The 18,174-nt window shown below is 44.1% G+C and carries 13 protein-coding genes; 7 read left to right on the top strand and 6 right to left on the bottom strand.

Going from position 1 to position 18,174, the window contains the following annotated elements; translation table 11 throughout:
- Nucleotides 1-275: 275 nt before the first annotated feature.
- From QUB12_RS06835 to QUB12_RS06825, 3 genes are all read left to right on the top strand, one after another.
- On the top strand, nt 276-1,058 hold the full coding sequence (locus tag QUB12_RS06835) for a calcium-binding protein (protein ID WP_333306094.1): 783 nt from the start codon (nt 276-278) through the stop codon (nt 1,056-1,058).
- 145 nt (nt 1,059-1,203) lie between these two features.
- Nucleotides 1,204-1,809, top strand: coding sequence for a Uma2 family endonuclease (locus QUB12_RS06830; protein WP_333143769.1), 606 nt, complete (start codon nt 1,204-1,206; stop codon nt 1,807-1,809).
- Nucleotides 1,810-1,992: 183 nt separating this feature from the next.
- Nucleotides 1,993-3,492 (top strand): tetratricopeptide repeat-containing serine protease family protein, encoded by a 1,500-nt coding sequence (locus QUB12_RS06825; protein ID WP_333143768.1) that lies wholly within the window; start codon nt 1,993-1,995, stop codon nt 3,490-3,492.
- Between the two features lie 276 nt (nt 3,493-3,768).
- Here the strand turns inward: QUB12_RS06825 and QUB12_RS06820 are convergent, their stop codons facing one another.
- Nucleotides 3,769-4,548 carry a Tat pathway signal protein gene (locus tag QUB12_RS06820; protein WP_333306092.1) on the bottom strand — a complete coding sequence of 260 codons (780 nt, stop codon included), beginning with the start codon at nt 4,546-4,548 and terminating at the stop codon, nt 3,769-3,771.
- A 3-nt stretch (nt 4,549-4,551) separates the two neighbouring features.
- A complete protein-coding gene (locus QUB12_RS06815; RefSeq protein WP_333306090.1) occupies nt 4,552-5,085 on the bottom strand; it encodes a hypothetical protein in 534 nt (177 codons plus the stop codon).
- Nucleotides 5,086-5,239: 154 nt separating this feature from the next.
- Between QUB12_RS06815 and QUB12_RS06810 the strand changes: the two genes are divergently transcribed.
- The 4 genes from QUB12_RS06810 to QUB12_RS06795 all read left to right on the top strand — a co-directional run bounded on the left by QUB12_RS06810 (nt 5,240) and on the right by QUB12_RS06795 (nt 10,828).
- Nucleotides 5,240-6,655, top strand: coding sequence for an NB-ARC domain-containing protein (locus QUB12_RS06810; RefSeq protein ID WP_333306088.1), 1,416 nt, complete (start codon nt 5,240-5,242; stop codon nt 6,653-6,655).
- A 339-nt stretch (nt 6,656-6,994) separates the two neighbouring features.
- Nucleotides 6,995-8,443: a signal recognition particle protein gene (gene ffh, locus QUB12_RS06805; RefSeq protein WP_333035131.1), complete on the top strand. Its 1,449-nt coding sequence runs from the start codon at nt 6,995-6,997 to the stop codon at nt 8,441-8,443.
- A gap of 163 nt (nt 8,444-8,606) precedes the next feature.
- A complete protein-coding gene (locus QUB12_RS06800) occupies nt 8,607-9,215 on the top strand; it encodes a Uma2 family endonuclease (protein WP_333306086.1) in 609 nt (202 codons plus the stop codon).
- Between the two features lie 311 nt (nt 9,216-9,526).
- Nucleotides 9,527-10,828: a transposase gene (locus QUB12_RS06795; RefSeq protein WP_333306084.1), complete on the top strand. Its 1,302-nt coding sequence runs from the start codon at nt 9,527-9,529 to the stop codon at nt 10,826-10,828.
- Between the two features lie 42 nt (nt 10,829-10,870).
- Here QUB12_RS06795 and QUB12_RS06790 read toward each other — a convergent pair whose 3' ends face one another.
- From QUB12_RS06790 to QUB12_RS06775, 4 genes are all read right to left on the bottom strand, one after another.
- Nucleotides 10,871-12,775, bottom strand: coding sequence for an EAL domain-containing protein (locus tag QUB12_RS06790; RefSeq protein ID WP_333145130.1), 1,905 nt, complete (start codon nt 12,773-12,775; stop codon nt 10,871-10,873).
- 1 nt (nt 12,776) lies between these two features.
- Nucleotides 12,777-15,575: an ATP-binding protein gene (locus tag QUB12_RS06785; RefSeq protein ID WP_333306082.1), complete on the bottom strand. Its 2,799-nt coding sequence runs from the start codon at nt 15,573-15,575 to the stop codon at nt 12,777-12,779.
- 547 nt (nt 15,576-16,122) lie between these two features.
- A complete protein-coding gene (lptC, locus tag QUB12_RS06780; RefSeq protein ID WP_333306080.1) occupies nt 16,123-17,319 on the bottom strand; it encodes an LPS export ABC transporter periplasmic protein LptC in 1,197 nt (398 codons plus the stop codon).
- A gap of 176 nt (nt 17,320-17,495) precedes the next feature.
- Nucleotides 17,496-18,101, bottom strand: a complete 606-nt coding sequence (locus QUB12_RS06775) for a LabA-like NYN domain-containing protein (RefSeq protein WP_006631885.1) — start codon at nt 18,099-18,101, stop codon at nt 17,496-17,498.
- Nucleotides 18,102-18,174 lie beyond the last annotated feature (73 nt).

The raw sequence follows: 18,174 nt of genomic DNA, 5'->3' as shown, positions 1-18,174 counted from the left end.
AGGAAAGAGGAAGAAGGAAGGAGCCAGAAGAAGGAAGGAGCCAGAAGAAGTATTTTTACAAATATGAGATGCTCCCTATAGCAGGTTTGGGTTGAATGAGGCGTAGCCCTGGTAATTGGTAATTACCAATTGGTAATTACCAATTGGCAAACAGGTTGGTGGTCACTAATTTAGCAAATAAACTTGCGATAGAAATTACCATATAACTTGCTATTTGGCAAGGCAAGAATTAACATATATAATACAGATAACATGATTTTTGAAAGGACATAGTTATGGCTTTAACGGTTAACAATCTCATCGCCGATTCGACAGGATTTCCTGTATTTGCTGGCGGCGGCCCACGTCTTTTGGGATTCGCTACAGCAGATGATATCGACGTAGGATCAGGAAACTTGTTCTCTTTCCCCTGGGGAGTTTGGGGACTCGGCGGCAACGATACCATAGCAGGTTCCTTCGATTCCAACGAAAGATTGTTGGGAAATGACGGCAATGATGTTATCGCAGGTAACGGCGGGAACGACATCCTTTACGGTGGCAAAGATGCCGATATAGTGGACGGAAATGAAGGCAACGACGTAGTTAGGGGCGATGCCGGAAACGACGTTATTTTTGGAGGATTTGGCAACGATATCCTGCGGGGAGGGCAAGGAGACGACGATTTAGAGGGCAATGAGGGCGACGATTTCATCGCGGGCGATCGGGGAGTTGACGTGCTCACGGGAGGCCTCGGTGGTGACATATTCGTCCTCAGAAGCAACGATGAAGCATTTGGTATAGATGGAGCAGATGTCGTTACCGATTTTAACTTTGACGAGGGCGATCGTATTGGTTTGACGGACGGTTTAACAGAACTAGACCTTTTCTTTGAAGACGACAATTTGATTGCTTACGATAACGACGGAATTATCAACGACATGGTGATTAGCAACCAAAGAGACGGACGGATTTTGGGGGTAATTTTAAATGTGGATAACTTTGAACTTGTCGGGGCATTTGAACAGGCAAGTCCGTTTGCTTTGGCAGTTAACGGTTCTCAATTCCAGTTTTTGACTTAATTATTTGTAGGGAATTAGACGGGCAAAATCCCCCCTAACCCCCCTTAACAAGGGGGGAACAAGAGCGCTCGAAGTCCCCAATTTCTCCCTTTATATATTTTTATGCTAATCTAAAAGTAGAAATTCAAACTCGGGGAAAGTATATATGACCATTGCCACTCACCCCAAATTAACTGCACTCCCGGAACAGCGGTTGATTTTGCCGCTATCGATGACTTGGGAACAGTTCAAAGCTTTGGATTCCTTGCTAGAGTACACTCGCAGTGTTCGCTTGTCTTACCTCGACGGATATGTGGAAATTATGACACTTTCGCCGGAACATGAAACCATTAAATGCCTGCTGGCAGGAATGTTAATGACCTTTTTCGTAGAAAAAGATATTAGTTTTAGACCGACGGGTAGCGCTACACTCCAAGGGGAAGCAAAAGGCAGCAGCAAGGAACCAGATTTATCTTACTACTTTGGCGAAGACAGACGGCAGCGAGAAACACCCGATTTGGCGATCGAAATTGTTTTTACTAGCGGAACTATTAATAAACTGGAATACTACCGCAGATTTAACGTAGCAGAAGTTTGGTTTTGGGAAGACGGAGTATTTTCGATTTACCAACTGAACTCGGAGGATTACGATCGCGTTTCTCGGAGTATGCTGTTGCCGGATTTGGATCTAGAATTGCTGGGGAGATGCCTGCAAATGTCTGAAGAAAAAGAAGCTTTGAAAGTGTTTCGGGATGCAGTTCGAGTTGGTTAACCTAGAAGATATACAAATAAATTATGGCCTAGGAATGCCGGCAATGGCCGGAATATACGAAATGTACGAAATGTCATAAAAATCGCAATCATCTGAAAACATCGAGCGTTTCTGGTTTTCATAAATTTTATTTTAATCTATACTATTCGGAGTATAAAAATTTTTACTCTTCAGCAATCACCTATGAATAGGGATTATTCGCGCTTTGATTCCCTCACCAGCATCCTAGCAGGAACAGTAACGGTAGCAGGAATAGTTGTTTTTGCACCAGCACCAGTCTCTGCAAAAACTCCCCAAGAAATTGCTCAATTAGCGATTTCTGCCACAGTTCAAATTAATGGCAAAACAACGGGTAGCGGGACTGGATTTATCATTGCCAAACAAGGCACGACTTACACTGTACTGACAGCTAATCATGTTGTTGCCGATCGGGATACCTATACGATTCGCACTAATACGAACAAAGACTATCAAGTAACCCGTAGTATACTATTGCAGAAAGACCAGAATGCTCCTGATTTAGCAGTCGTAACCTTTGACAGTACACAATCTTATCCTGTTGTAACTTTAGGCGATTCCGAACAAGCGGTAATCGGTACAGAAATTTTTGTTTCGGGCTATCCAGGTAATCAGCGGGGCAATCAGTTCGGAACTAAACGCGATTATGTTTTTGTAAAAGGTAATGTTATCAGTCGTCTCCGACCTGATTATCCAAGCGGTTATACTTTACGTTACGACGCTATAACAAAAGGAGGAATGAGCGGAGGACCTGTATTTGATGGAGAAGGGCGCGTAGTTGGAGTTCACGCGGCTGGTGATATAGACTTTGTAACAGATGGCGAAGGAAAAAAAGTTATAACACAAGTCACCACCAAGACCGGGTTTAATGTAGCGGTTCCCATTAATATCTTTCTGGCTAAATTATCGGAGGCGGGCTTAAATCGATCGGCACTTTTAATTAATACCTCTCCAACAGCTACTGCACCTCTCAAACTGAACAATCCGCAAGATGCTAAAACTTATTACGTTCGCGGTTTAACTCGGTTTGATAAGGGAGATTTGTCAGGGGCTGTTGCCGATTTTAACCAAGCAATTCAAACTCAATCTGATTACGCGGAAGCTTATTTCTATCGAGCCCTCGCTTATTCCGATTTGAGACAAATGCCCAAGAGTATCGCTGATTATAGCAAGGCGATCGCCCTAAATGCCGGTTATGTTGACGCTTACTACAATCGGGGGCTGGTTTTGTCAGCAATGGGAGACAAACCGGGGGCGATCGCAGATTATACTCAAGTCATCCGCTTGGATAGAAACTTTGCAGCGGCTTACAACAACCGAGGATTAGCACTTTCGGACTTGGGCGATCAAAAAGGGGCGATCGACGATTTCAATCAAGCGCTGCAAATTAATCCGGGTCGCGCCAACACTTATTTTAACAGAGGATTAGCGCTGTTTCGCATCAATAACGATCGCTCTGCATTAGCTGATTACACTCAAGCAATTCAACTCAATCCCAATTATGCAAAGGCTTTTGCTAACCGAGGAATTACGTTGGTGAGAATGGGAGATAGACAAGGGGCGATCGCAGATTTGCAGCAAGCGGCTCGTTTATTTAGGGCTCAAGGAATGAATGCAGATGCTCAAAAAGCATTAGATTTGATTGGGCAATTGCAAAGACAATAAACGTTATGATATAATCGACGATCGGATTGCAATTAATCCTGTAGGGGCGGGTTTACCAACAATATTTGACACAAACAAACAGGTAAAATAAACCCGCCCCGCCCCATCCATAAGGTAGGGGCGGGTTCACCAACAATATTTGACAGAAACAAACAGGCAAAATAAACCCGCCCCGGCCCTATTCGTGGGTGGGGGCGGGTTTATAAATACCTTGGATGTGAATTAGAAATCTTGGCGAACCCGCCCCTACAGGATTTTCGTAATGCTGATTTCTCCCTAAAACCTCACCGTCACCAAAATCACCCGCCGAGGCTGATCTTCCGCTTCAATAATATACTCAACCCGCCCAAAACCTCTCGGCCCCGGTTCAACTAAATCATAGCGAGATGTCACCGTACCAGCGGCTGTATCGTATTGAGCAAAAACAGCACCGGGATTCCTCCCAGCAGACGCATCAGCATCCCCTCCCCAAGAGCCCCAATCATCCAATCGCGATCGAGTTGGCAAGATAGAAGCAGCGATTTCTGGCGGTGTTAATCTTTGATCCGCTAAGACTCTTTGGGCGTTATCAATCGCGCACATTGTCGGTCCAGAAATTTTGGCATCGCTATATTGATCATTAACCTTTTCCACGAAGCCAAAGCCAACATTAGGGCCGAACTTATCCTGTCTTTGCCTACCCCACAAACGACTGATAGTTCTATTGCCCTGAATACCTTCCCCGGTCAAAGCTAATTCGGTTCTTTTGCTAGTAAAATTTCGAGCCACAAATTCTTGGTCGGCGGTGCGAATAGCGTTGGCGGCCGCTGGTTCTATTTTAGTGCTAACATTAGTATTGCCTTGTAAAATTGGTGAGAGAACGCCGGGGATGGGCTGTGCTCCACAATATTTTTGAATACCGTTAAAAACGCGATCGGCTGATAAGGCACTAATCGGAAATTCTAGGGAATAAGCTTCGGCAGGTTTGGGGAAGAAGATGCCCGATGTTGCGGAAGCAGTAAAAGAAGCGCCACCCCAGATCATGATACGATTAAATTGACGGCGACTAATACTCATGATTTATCTTCTCCCTGGAGAGGTTGCCCCTGGTACAACTTGAAATTTAATGAAGTTATAACCATCTAAGATACTACTAAAAGGTCCACTACTCACACTAAGGCAATCTGTCGCAGCAGCACAATCTACGTCTATTGATAAACTTTTTCCATTACTGACATCCACTAACATTGTATGTACTTTACCTTTTTCTCCTGTGCGGGAAGCGACGTGATTTCCGTCTACATAAACATCTACTTTTATTGGGGCTTTCCTTTCCTTATCAGGAATTGCAAATTGTAATTCGAGAGAGGCACGACCACCGGGAAGCTTGCAGGTTAAACTGGTACCGGGAAAAATCCGCAACATACTGGTGTATATTTCTCTACTTACCACAATATCCTCGAACATTGATCGCTGCAAACCTTTAACTTGGCATTTTAGGTCAGTCCAAGGAATGGGCCGCTGGGCCTGTGCCACTTGTGCGCCAACTGTCGCTAAAGTAAAAGACAACACCCCAGCCGAGAGCAAACCGCTGAGCCACCGCACTCGCTTCATAAAAATATCCTGCTAATACCTTAACCAATTAATATAAAGGATGAGCTGTGTAGGAAAAGTCCTGACTTTAGATAGATGACAAAATCAAAAATGTCACAATTGTACGAAATGTCAGGTATAATGAAGGGCGTAAACTCCAGCTTCTCCCTAATCTATGGATATTGCCGAAGTTTTGACACTGGCAGATGAGCTAATTTTTGCTAAGACGGGAAAGCATTTAGATTACGTGCAAGAAGCTATCCTGCGGGGAACATTAGAAGACGCAACTTACACGCAAATTGCTCAAGAAGTTTACTCAAGTCCAAGTCATGTCAGAAATGTCGGCTCTGACCTTTGGAAAACACTTTCTAAAGGATTGAAAAAAAATATTACTAAAAACAATTTTAGGACTGTATTAGAAAAGGCAAGTTTTTATAATTATCAATTAGCTATTGTTGAAAATGTAATAGGCGAGAATATAACAGTTAATCATAACGTTAACATTTGTCATGAAAAAGCCCGATCGCCCAAAACACCTCAAAACCCCCAACCAACAGCAAAACAGCCCCGCATCGACTTAGACGACGCACCAGAGATCTCGACATTTTTCGATCGCACATCCGAACTTTCCACCCTCAAACAATGGATTTTGGAAAACCGCACCCGTCTCATCAGCATCTTAGGATTAAGCGGAAGCGGCAAAAGTGCGATCGCCCTGCAACTAATCCAACACATTGAATATGAATTTGACTGTATAATCTGGCGAAGCCTCCGCGACGCGCCACCCCTCCAAACACTCCAAACCGACTTAATTCAATTCTGTAGGGGCGGTGCCCCCGTGCCCGCCCCCGAAGAAAGGGCGATCGCCGCCCCCGAAGAAAGGGCAACCACGGGGGGATTGCCCCTACAATATTTGCGATCGCACCGCTGTCTGATCGTGCTCGATGATGTGCAAACAATTTTCAGCAGCCAACAACTAGCAGGAAACTACAAACCAGGCTATGAAAATTATGGCACTTTCTTCAAACAAATAGCAGAATCATGTCACAACAGTTGCATAGTTTTGATTAGTTGGGAAAAACCCAGAGAAATTGCAGCATTAGAAAGCCACCCGAAAAATTGTCAAACCTTGCAACTCAATGGTTTAGGCGAAGCAGCGCGAGAAATATTCACAGAAAAAGGTTTACTTGAATCGGAAAACTGGTCAAAATTGATAGACATTTACCGAGGAAATCCCTTGTGGTTGAATACAGTAGCTGCTGCTATTCAAGACTTGTTTAGCGGCAATATTTCTGAATTTTTATCCTATGATAGCCTAGTTTTAGGAGACTTAGAATATTTATTGCACCAACATTCTCAGCGTTTGTCAGACTCCGAAAAACAAGTAATGTCCTGGTTGGCAAATCAAATCAAAGCAGTCGAAATCTCCAAAAAGCCAGCCCTTCTGGAATTATCCCCTTCAGAATTCCTCAAAGCCGTCGAATCCTTGAGACGGAGGTTATTAATCGAAAAAGTCCAAAAGGGCGATCGCACCCTCTTCCAACTCCAACCGGCGATCGCAGAATACATAAAAACCAACATGATCTTATAGCAGTTTTAAGAACAGGCAAGATGCCTGTTCCACAATAGATGAATTTTAGGGCAGCAGTTTTAGGAACAGGCAAGATGCCTGTTCCACAATAGATGAATTTTGTGGCAGCAGTTTTAGGAACAGGCAAGATGCCTGTTCCACAATAGATGAATTTTGTGGCAGTAGTTTTAGGAACAGGCAAGATGCCTGTTCCACAACACATGAATAATTTGCTTGTGGGGAGTAGGGGTTGGGCTTCTAGCCCGCCCTGAAAGGATTATTCAAAAATTAGCAAAACATTAATCCAAACATCCCCATTTAGCCTTAAAATTAAAAAGACTGACTAGCCAACAATGCCCTATGTTTGAAGCCCTTGCCGATCGACTCGAATCCACCTGGAAAAAACTGCGCGGACAAAATAAAATCTCCGAGTCCAACATCCAAGACGCGCTCAAAGAAGTCCGCCGCGCCCTCCTGGAAGCCGATGTCAACCTCCAAGTCGTCAAAAACTTCATCGGAGAGGTAGCGGCAAAAGCACAAGGCGCAGAAGTCGTTTCAGGCGTCCGTCCCGACCAACAATTCATCAAAATCGTCCACGACGAACTCGTGCGCGTTATGGGGGAAACCAACGTACCCCTCGCCACCGCCGAATCCGGGCCCACAGTGATCCTGATGGCAGGTTTGCAAGGAACCGGGAAAACCACAGCTACCGCCAAACTAGCGCTGCACCTCCGCAAACAAAATCGTACCGCACTGCTAGTCGCAACCGACATTTATCGACCAGCCGCGATCGACCAATTGCTGACACTCGGCAAACAAATCGACGTACCCGTATTTGAATTAGGCAAAGACATTGACCCCGTAGAAATTGCCCGCCAAGGCATCGAACACGGTAAACAAATTGGCATTGATACCATCATCGTCGATACAGCAGGCCGCCTGCAAATCGACCAAGATATGATGGCAGAATTGGGCCGCATCAAACAAACAGTGCAACCCCACGAAACGCTGTTAGTTGTTGATGCCATGACCGGCCAAGAAGCAGCAAATTTAACCCGCACCTTTCACGAACAAATCGGCATTACCGGCGCAATCTTAACCAAATTAGACGGCGACAGTCGCGGCGGTGCAGCCTTATCCGTGCGGCAAATATCCGGCGCGCCGATTAAATTTGTCGGCGTCGGCGAAAAAGTGGAAGCATTGCAACCATTTTATCCCGATCGCATGGCATCGAGAATACTCGGCATGGGCGATGTCTTGACGCTAGTAGAAAAAGCGCAAGAAGAATTCGACATCGCCGATGCCGAGAAAATGCAAGAGAAAATGCTCACGGCAAAGTTTGACTTTACCGACTTTCTCAAACAAACCAGACTGTTAAAAAATATGGGTTCCCTCGGCGGCATCATGAAAATGATTCCGGGGATGAACAAACTCTCAGACGAACAAATGCGGCAGGGAGAAGTGCAGCTAAAACGCACCGAAGCCATGATTAATTCGATGACAGTTGAAGAACGCCGCAACCCCGAACTTTTAGCAAGTTCTCCCTCCCGCCGCCGCCGCATCGGCAAAGGCGCAGGCTACGCTGAAAACGACGTAACTAAGCTGGTGAGCGATTTCCAGAAAATGCGTACTATGATGCAGCAAATGAGTCAAGGCAACTTTACAGGAATGGGAGGATTGCCCGGAATGCCCGGAATGCCCGGAATGGGTGGCCCCGGAATGCAGCCCGGTTCCCGTGGCTATATGGGTGCCCAGCAGAAGAAGAAAAAGAAAAAAGATAAGCCTAAAAAAGGTTTCGGACAGTTGTAGAAAGCGTCAAACATATTGCACTATTGTCAAAAAATTGTAGGGGCGGGTTCACAGATCATAATTGCCTAAAACACACAATCTCGTAAACCCGCCCCACCCCATGCAAGAGTCCTTTAACTTTTTTTTGTTGCCGAGTTCAATCTAAAAAAAACTGGAATTGAATATGGTACAAATATTTACTGAACCAGAAACCATCTCTATAGAATTGCCAAACGCGATCGGGATTGTTGTCAGTAGCGAGCAATTCGAGGCCCTAGCATTGGCAAATCCCGACTTGAGATTAGAGAGAACAGCAGAAGGAGAATTAATAGTGAATCCACCCACAGGAGGAGAATCAGGAAGCCGCAACCTCAGTATCAGCGGGCAAGTTGATCGCTGGTGCGAAGCACACGAAGATTTAGGAGAAGGCTTTGACTCTTCTACCGGATTCATCCTCCCCAATGGTGCTCGCCGTTCTCCCGACGCTTCCTGGGTGAGTAGAACTCGCTGGGAAGCACTAACTCCAAAACAGCGCCAAGGCTTTGTTCCTCTGTGTCCAGACTTTGTAGTAGAATTGCGCTCGGCATCCGATAGTCTCTCCACCCTCCAAACCAAGATGCGAGAATATATTGACAATGGTGCGAGATTGGGCTGGTTAATTGACCCGCAAAACCAACGGGTAGAGATTTACAGACAACAGACAGAAGTAGAAATATTAATTAATCCAACCGAGTTATCCGGGGAAGATGTATTGCCAGGATTTGTGTTGAATTTAAGGCGAGTGTGGCGTTAGAGAGCTTTTGATGCCAAATCCGCCCAATCCCAGATTCCGCACCCCCCAACGGGCAGCATACACTGCAAGAGTGCGACTCGAAGTCGATCGTCCGAGACAATAGTGAATCAAAATATCGGAAATTCTGTGTTACTGAGCATGAACCCGTTAGGAATTCCTAAAAATTAACGTTCGGGCATGAGGTAAATTTTATAAGAAATACCCTGAAAACCCTGCGACTTTAGTCCAGGGATGAAAGGGCGAGGGAGACTTTAGTCTCCCAGTTAGATATTTCTAAATATAGTACAATTAATCAAAGGAGGTTGAAATTAATGTATGCAGTGCAAAAAGATGTTTGGCATTTAAAGGGACTTGACAAAACCATTGTCGAGCAAATCTTAAGATGGTCAAACAATCTGTTTAATGTCGGCACTTACGAAAGTCGGCAACGGTACTTCAAAGACCAAGGCGCAATTAAATACCCAGACCTGTACAAAATTGCCAAACCCAACGAGAATTACGGTTTACTTTACTCGCAAGTGGCTCAACAATCCCTCAAATCTGTTGCTGAATCCTTTAGCTCTTTCCGAGCCTTAGAAAGGTTAGCCAAGAAAGGAGAACTTAATCAAAAACCGAGATTGCCCAAGTACAGAACCAAGGGAGCAATGTACCAAGTTTCATACCCTGGGCAAGCCTTGAAAGTAGTCGGTAATCGGGTGAGATTACCTCTGGGAACTAAAGGGAAAGAACACTTTGGGACAGATGCTCTCTGGGTGACTTTACCGGAACGCTTGAAAGATTGCCAGATTAAAGAACTTCGACTAATCCCTAGAAATGGCAAGGTTTGGGTCGAATTTGTACACGAAAGTCTAACCAAACAAGCCCCTAGCTGTAGCTTGGAAGTAACGGGAATTGTAGGTATTGATCATGGCATCAATAACTGGTTAACTTGCACTTCTAGTAATGGCAAGCCATTTATTATTGATGGTCACAAATTGAAGTCTTGGAACCAATGGTTTAACAAGGAAAAAGCACGGGTACAATCAGTACATGATCAATGTAAGCTACCTAAAGGTTTTTCATCTCATAGACTGCAACAGTTGTCAGAAATTCGCGCCAGAAGGATGAGAGATGCCGTCAATAAAGCAGTTAGAACCATCATAGATTATTGTGAAGATCACCAAATTAACGTCCTAGTCTTTGGTTGGAATAAAGGACAGAAACAAGAAGTCAATATGGGAGGTAAGACTAACCAGAACTTTGTCCAAATACCGACAGCTAAAGTTAAAGATAGGCTCATGCAAGAGTGTGACTTAAGGGGTTGGCGATTTGTAGAGCAAGACGAATCCTACACATCAAAAGCCAGCTTTTTAGATCGAGATTTGTTGCCCGTGAAAGTTGGTGAAAAACCCGACAATTGGCAACCATCAGGCAAAAGAATTAAACGAGGTCTTTACCGTTATAGCACTGGGTTGTTAATCAATGCAGATGTTAATGGCGCGGCAAATATCATCCGAAAATCAAAAGTAGCCATAGACTCAATTTCAATTATTGAGCGAGTGGGTAGGGGGTTGCTGACTAACCCTTTAAGAATCAAACTTTGGGCGGATTCATCCCCCAAAGTTTCTCCTTAAGAATCCCCGTGTCTTTAGACCGGGGAGTGTCAACGAGGCAAACTAGATGTCAGGCCAGCTTGCTAGCCCTACTTTTAAGCCTAATAATTCGGTTGCCTTTTCGCTGTCTACAGGCCTAGAAAATAAATATCCTTGCCCCAACTCACACCCCAACTCTCGCAGTTTCTGTAGCTGTGTTGGCGTTTCTATGCCTTCTGCCACAATATCCATACCTCGGCTGCGAGCCAGCGTCACAATTGTCTGGATAATTTCTACGCCACTGTTGTCTGATCCAATGCGGCTAACAAAAGAGCGGTCAATCTTTAAGGTATCAATGGGAAACTCGTGTAAGCGGCTTAAAGAAGAGTAGCCCGTGCCAAAGTCATCGATACACAACATAAGGCCTAGAGCTTTTAGCTGCTTCAACATCTTTTCTTCCCTGGATACTGTTTCCAAAATGCAGCTTTCAGTAATCTCTAGTTTGAGACTGTAGCTGGGAAAGCCAGTCTGCTGCAAAATCTCCTCAATTCGATTCAGTAGGTTTGCTTGCTTTAGCTGCACTGGGGAAAGATTGACATTAATCGCCAAGGGAGGTGTGTGGGGAAACTGTTGCTGCCAAATACTGATCTGGTGACAAGCTTCCTGCAAAACAAACCACCCCAGTTCATTGATCAAACCAGTTTCTTCAGCCACAGGGATAAACTCAGCAGGCGGGTAGATTCTGCCAGATGGGTGATGCCAGCGCACCAAAGCTTCAAAGCCACTCAGTTGCCCCGTAGAAAGCGAGACAATTGGCTGGTAGTGAACGCAAAATTCTTGTAGCGCGATCGCCCTTCTCAAATCATTCTCCAACTGCAACCGCGTCATCGCAACAGTTTGCATCGCTGGATCGAAAACTTCGTAACGCCCTCTGCCTTGAGCTTTAGCATAATACATTGCGATATCCGCATCTCTGAGCACGTCTTCTGGGCGATCGTAACCCATTGTGCTAACGATAATGCCAATGCTGATCTCGGTAAATACTTCATAATCATTCAAATTAAACGGCTGCCTTAATTGATTTTGGATGCGTTCAGCCACCCTGTTTGGTTCATCAATATCTTTAATATCTTCCAGCAATATCACAAATTCATCTCCTCCAAACCGCGCAACTGCATCTGTATGGCGTAAACAAACTTGCAGTTGACGAGCAACGCTTTTTAGTAATTGATCCCCAACCAAATGTCCGAGGCTATCATTCACTACTTTAAAGCGATCTAGGTCAATAAATAGCACCGCATATAGATAATCTTCACGTCTGTACGACAAGTTGATCGCCTGTTGCAGCCGATTCATAAACCAAGCGCGGTTAGGCAACTCCGTTAGCGCGTCGTGAAAAGCATCATGTCCTAATTTTTTTTCCCTTTCCAACAACTGAACTTGAGCCTGTTCAAGCTCGTTGTAGGCTTGTCTAAGTTCAGCCGTTTGAGAAGCCACCCGTTCCTCTAACTCAGAAGTGAGTTTCTGCAAGGCCGCTTCCGCCTCTTTTCGCGCTTCAATTTCCTCTTTGAGAAGCACATTTTGCTCTTCCAGCGTCTTGGTCAAATTTCGCAGTCTCAGATGTAGTTGCACGCGGGCTAGGACTTCCTCTTGCTGAAAGGGTTTGGTGATATAATCTACTGCTCCCATTGACAGACCTTTAACCTTATCCACGCGATCCGTAAGAGATGTCATAAAAATCACAGGGATATCTTTCGTTGCCACCGATGCTTTTAAGCGGTGGCAGGTTTCAAACCCATCTATCCCCGGCATCATCACATCTAACAATATGATATTTGGCGAAACTTCTTGTAACTTCTCAATAGCACTTTCCCCATCCTTAGCTACTAAAACCTTGAAGCCTGACTCCTTCAAAAAATCGAACAGAAGTTTTAGGTTATTCGGGTTGTCGTCAACAATTAAAATTACATTGTCTTTTTGGTTGAGCATTTTATTCCCCCAAATGTTTTCTTACAAAAGCTAGTAGTTCTTTTTCTTCAAAATTCTTGGCAAATTGCAAGATTTTATTAGCAAAGGGTAGATAGTTGCCGTCTATCTGCTTAAGTCTATTGGCTTCCTGCTCAACCACTTCAATATCGCCGATCCGAGCTGCATTAAACAGCGCTACCAGCTCTGCTGATGGCGGTATCACAAGCTCACCACTCTGAACGTTTAATAAATCAGTGAAACCTTCCGGCTGTGCGATCGCCAAATCCGCAGGTTGGTCGTAAATCCATTCTATTTGTAAGTAGTTTTTTAATACTTCGAGCAATTCTTCTACTTGGATAGGCTTTGACAGGAACTCGTTACAACCTGCTTCTTGGCTATTTTGCCGATCGAATTCAAACACGCTGGCGCTGGATGCTATCAATATTACATCCTTAAACTCTGATGACTTTCGGAAGCGCCGCGACATTTCAAATCCATCCATTACTGGCATCACTAAGTCTGTGATAATCATATCAGGTTGAAAATCAATGGCTTTATTTAAACCCTCTTGTCCATTACAAGCTTCCATGATTTTAAAACCTAGTGGTTCTAAAAAGCTTCTAATAAAACCTCTATTTTCTAATCGATCGTCTACTAACAAAATTTTATTTTTATTGCCTTTAAAACCTGTTAAATTAATTGAAGTATTTACCGAAGGTTGAGTAATAAATTCCGCTGATTGAGTCAACTCTAAATCAAAGGAAAAAATGCTGCCTTGACCGAGTATACTTTCGACTTTTATTTCGCCTCCCATCAGTTGAACAATTTTCTGTGCGATCGCTAATCCCAACCCAGTGCCTTCTGCCTTCCGCTGGCTATTTCCGACTTGTTCAAACGGTAAAAATATTTTTTCTAACTGTTCAGGTGCCATTCCAATCCCCGTATCTTGGATATGGAAACGAATTTTAGTAAGTTGTGATTGCTCAGAGTCTTCCCCCGTAGCTATTACGCCTACCTTAAAAATAACACCTCCTTTTTCTGTAAATTTAATAGCATTGCCCAAAAGGTTAATCAAAACTTGGCGCAGTCGTTTTTCATCAGCCTTTACAGCGTTAGGAAGTTGATTTAATACTTGATAACTAAAGGTAATTTCTTTTTGTTCAGCTCGGATGCGGCACATTTCCACAACCCCGATCAAAAAGGAAGAAAAATTAAAACTTGAGCTGTCAAGTTCCATTTTACTGGCTTCAATTTTAGAAATGTCTAAAATATCGTTAATCAGCGTGAGTAAGTGCGAACCACACTGGTGAATAATGTGGATAGCATCTTTTTGTTTAGGAGTGGTAGTTTGATCGCGCTCCATAATTTGAGAGTATCCTAGAATTCCGTTCAGGGGTGTGCGAAGTTCATGGCTCATGTTGGCGAGGAATTCGCTCTTGGCATGGTTAGCAGTATCAGCGGCCATTTTTGCCTCTTTTAGCTCACTTGTTCGTTCTTCTACTCGATTTTCTAGCTCTGAGTTTGTCTTTTCTAAAGCAGCAAAAGACTCGCGCAATTGCTGTGCCATTTGGTTAAAAGATTGAGCGAGAACTCCCAGTTCATTTATCCCATTTACGTCTACTTTTTGGTTTAATTGACCGCTAGCGATCGCTCTACTCGCTTTACTCAAAAGAAAAATAGGATGGGTAATCCAGCGGGAGGCGAAGATTCCTAACAACGTCGCTAGCACTAACGCTAAAACGCAGAGTAGGATAGTGCTACGGGTATTGGCATTGATTTCCTCCATAAAGTCGGCTTCTGGAACGACTACAACAATCAGCCAATCAAGACCTCTACCATCTTGGAATGGGGATACTTGCACGAATTCCCGCTGACCATTTAGCATGAATTCTAGTTGCTGGTTGCTATCTATTTCGGTAAAGTTACCAAAGCGTTCTATTAAATGTTGCGCTGTACCCTTGATCAAAGGTACGCTGCTCTCAATCGCTTTTAATCGTTGCGTTTTTTGGCGATTTTTGCTTTTGATAAATGGCTTCTCGGCGGTGGAAGAAGCCACTAGCAAGCCAGAGCGTTCGATGATGAAAGTCTTGCCCGATTTACCAATTTTTAAAGTTTGGAGAAAGTCGCCGATTTTTGAGAGAAATAGATCGGTACTTACAACACCTATAAAAATGCCATTTTTATCGTAAGCAGGTTGGCTAGCGGAGATGCCTAGGCTAGGTTGAATATAATATTGATAAATTTTATTCCATTGGGGTTTGCCGGCAACTTTTGCAGCTTTATACCAGGGTCGAATGCGGGGATCGTAGTCGGGGTGGGTTTCCTTAAACTGAGTCGGGTTGCCCTCTCTATCTACCTTGACGATCGTATTGAGAAAATTAGTAGATCGATCGGTTATTTCAATAACCACACTGCCATCATCCTTATATCCAGCACCCGCGTATTCTTTTTTTTCCCCTCCAAAACTGATGTAACTAACAGTGGAAAATTGCTTGAGCTGCCAGTAGAAGTAGCTTCTCATAGAACTCATATTGTCTGGATTCCATAATCCAAAGCGGCGAATGGCATCGACGCTGATGGCATTGACCAAATGGGGCGTTTCCAAGTAAGTGTTTAATTGTTGATTGATGCGGGCGACTACCTCCGTTCGTAATTGGGTAGTAACGTTGTTGACGGCAGTTTTGCCGTTGCGTAGCGAGAGCCAACCTGTCAGTCCCACAGCGGCGAAGATTTGCAGGACGAATGGTACGACTAAGACGAGGCGCAGCGGGATTTTTTGAGGGCTTTTTGCAAGTTCATTCTCACTTGCGATTAGTGTCATGGCGGAGTCATTTTAATATTTGGATTGTATCAATAACAACAGTCGCTCACCCTTGGTCATTTAAAGTCAGCTCTAGGGAAATTATTGATTCCGTCTCTCTTGAACGCCAATTGGTTTAATGATATCTTATTGTTGAATAACCCGACTGAAATGAGCGGCTAATACTGATACAGTTTGCAAATTTATGAAAAAAAACCGATCCCCCATTTGAGACGAAATCTCCATAAATGTCAAATGCTATATTTTGCTTGGGGTTGCAGTGTAAGCCTACCTCCAGATTTCATGGATATTGAGTACACCTTCATTGACTTGTAGGTCTTGACCTCAATACTAATTGATCTAAGCATACAATTATAGTCAGGAGTTACGAACTATAGGTCTGAAACCCAGCTTCCCCGTGCTGCCCTAAAAAAGGGGGAACTTGAAAGCCCTCTTGGAAAAAGGGTTTGGGGGTTCTATGCGTAACTCTTAAGCTTACTCTATTCAATCTTAATTGAATGTGCGTTCATCAGCGCTCATCTGCCAACATCTGCGATCGCAATCCCATCTACTGTCCCAAAGTTCCCTTGTACTCATCCGGTACAAATTCCGTAACCACTTGGCCACCGCCACCGTCGCCTTTGACAATCACAGTTTGATTTTTAAGCTCTCCCGCCGCCCTCGGCCCAGTCAAATTAAACACCGGATTTAACTGCCGATATACCACATTTCCTTCTGCATCAAAAGTCTGGTTAGTTAAATACCACGTTACGCGATCGGTATTTAATTGAGCTTGACGTTTTTCCCCAATTCCTACCACATTTCCCGTCAAATAAAAAACTTTTTTCTCTAAATCTCCCCGCCCCGTATCCCCAGTCATCGTCACCTTTTCCACACGGTGAAAAACCTTCACAGGCCCGGGCGATATCACAGATTGCGCCGGAAAATTCCAACTCATCAAACTGCTTTCTATTTGCAGCGGCGGGTCTGATGGCATCAACTGAGCGTTTTTTGTCAGCGTCGCAATCTTGGTTTTTAAGTCTACATCTATTTGGTCGGCAAAACCGCTGTCTGTTACTGTTTTATCTTTGTATCTGTCAATTTGAGTCGGTTTGTCGCTGTTTACCTTTTGTTGATCCACAAACCACACTAAGTGCTCGGTTCGCAATTGCAAAGCCGGATCTTTAACATTCGCCACCACAGAACCGAATAACTCCATCCTCTTAGCCCTACTGAAAACCCGCGCTTCCTTCGCTGAAGCCGTCACCTGTTTGTTCTCTCCAGTCAAATTATTGCGGACAACTAAAACATCTTCCTTCGGCCGCCACTCCAACTCATTTCCCCGCAACACCACTCCATTTTTCAGGTCTTTAGCGACTATGTTACCTTTGAGAAAAACCTGATTTCCTTCCTGAAATACCTGCCCGGTTTCTCCCTGAATATCGTAAATTTCTTTGCCGTCCTGAAACAATTTGCCCACTGGTTTCTGAACGTTAACTATCTTTTGGTCTTTGCTGTAAACGGCATTTTGCGAGTTTACTTTCCAGAACGTCTCGCCCTTTTCGTTTGCTTGTTCTAGGGTTACTTTGTTTAAAGTTAAAGTGCTGTTTGACTGTTGAGCAGTTTTGAGATCCTCAGCTAATTTGTTCTTTGGAGCCTCTTGCGGAACCGCACAAGCACCAATCCCCAAAATCAGTGCGGCTAAAAATAGCAGCATCAATTTTGGGGATTTGAGATGGGGAATTTTGGATTTGAGATTAATCATTGGGAAGAGGGAATTGGTAATTGGTAATTGGTAATTAATAATTGGCTCTTGAAAAACACTTAATCAAAAATTAAAAATGTGTCTTGCTTTGTCTATATTTTTAACTTCTAATTCTCAATGATTCAACCCATTAACCATCACCTATTAACCCTTACCAATTACCCATTACCAAACCCCTATCTGTCGTCGTGTTCCTCCATCAAGCTCAGACCTGACAAAGGGCGGTAAGCATAATTAGGTCGCGATGTTTTTTGGATGTCGTCCTTAATCATTTCCAAATCGATATAGCGATCGGCTACATTAATCAAACTGTCGCTCGTCATCGATCGCAAACTCACCACCTCAACCCGCACACCGCGATAGCTCACAGCGTCTACAGCATAAGCCAAATCGCCGTCACCGCTCACCAGAACCGCCGTGTCGTAAGACCCCACTAAAGCCATCATATCCACAGCGATTTCTACATCCAAATTCGCCTTCTTAGAACCATCTGGCAACTGTACCAAATCCTTAGAAATCACCCGGTAGCCGTTGCGGCGCATCCACAGCAAAAACCCCTGCTGTTTCTCGTTAGTGCGATCGACACCCGTGTAGAAGAAAGAGCGCAGCAGCCGCGATCCCGCAGTTAAACGGCACAGCAGCTTAGTGTAATCAATCTCAATTCCTAACTGCAAAGCCGCGTAAAAAAGGTTAGAACCGTCAATAAAAATTGCCACTCTACCACGATTTTCTAGTACCTGTTCCGGCGTAAAAAGGTCGTTGCTTTCTATTCTATTCAACATGATTGTTATGCCTCGATTTTTATGAAAGATTGGTAAGGAAATAACTGCTAATTCGTAGTCTGTCATCACACCC

It is taken from the genome of Microcoleus sp. B7-D4 (genome assembly GCF_036705125.1).
Lineage (GTDB): Bacteria > Cyanobacteriota > Cyanobacteriia > Cyanobacteriales > Microcoleaceae > Microcoleus.
This window is presented reverse-complemented; position numbering and strand designations above follow the sequence as displayed.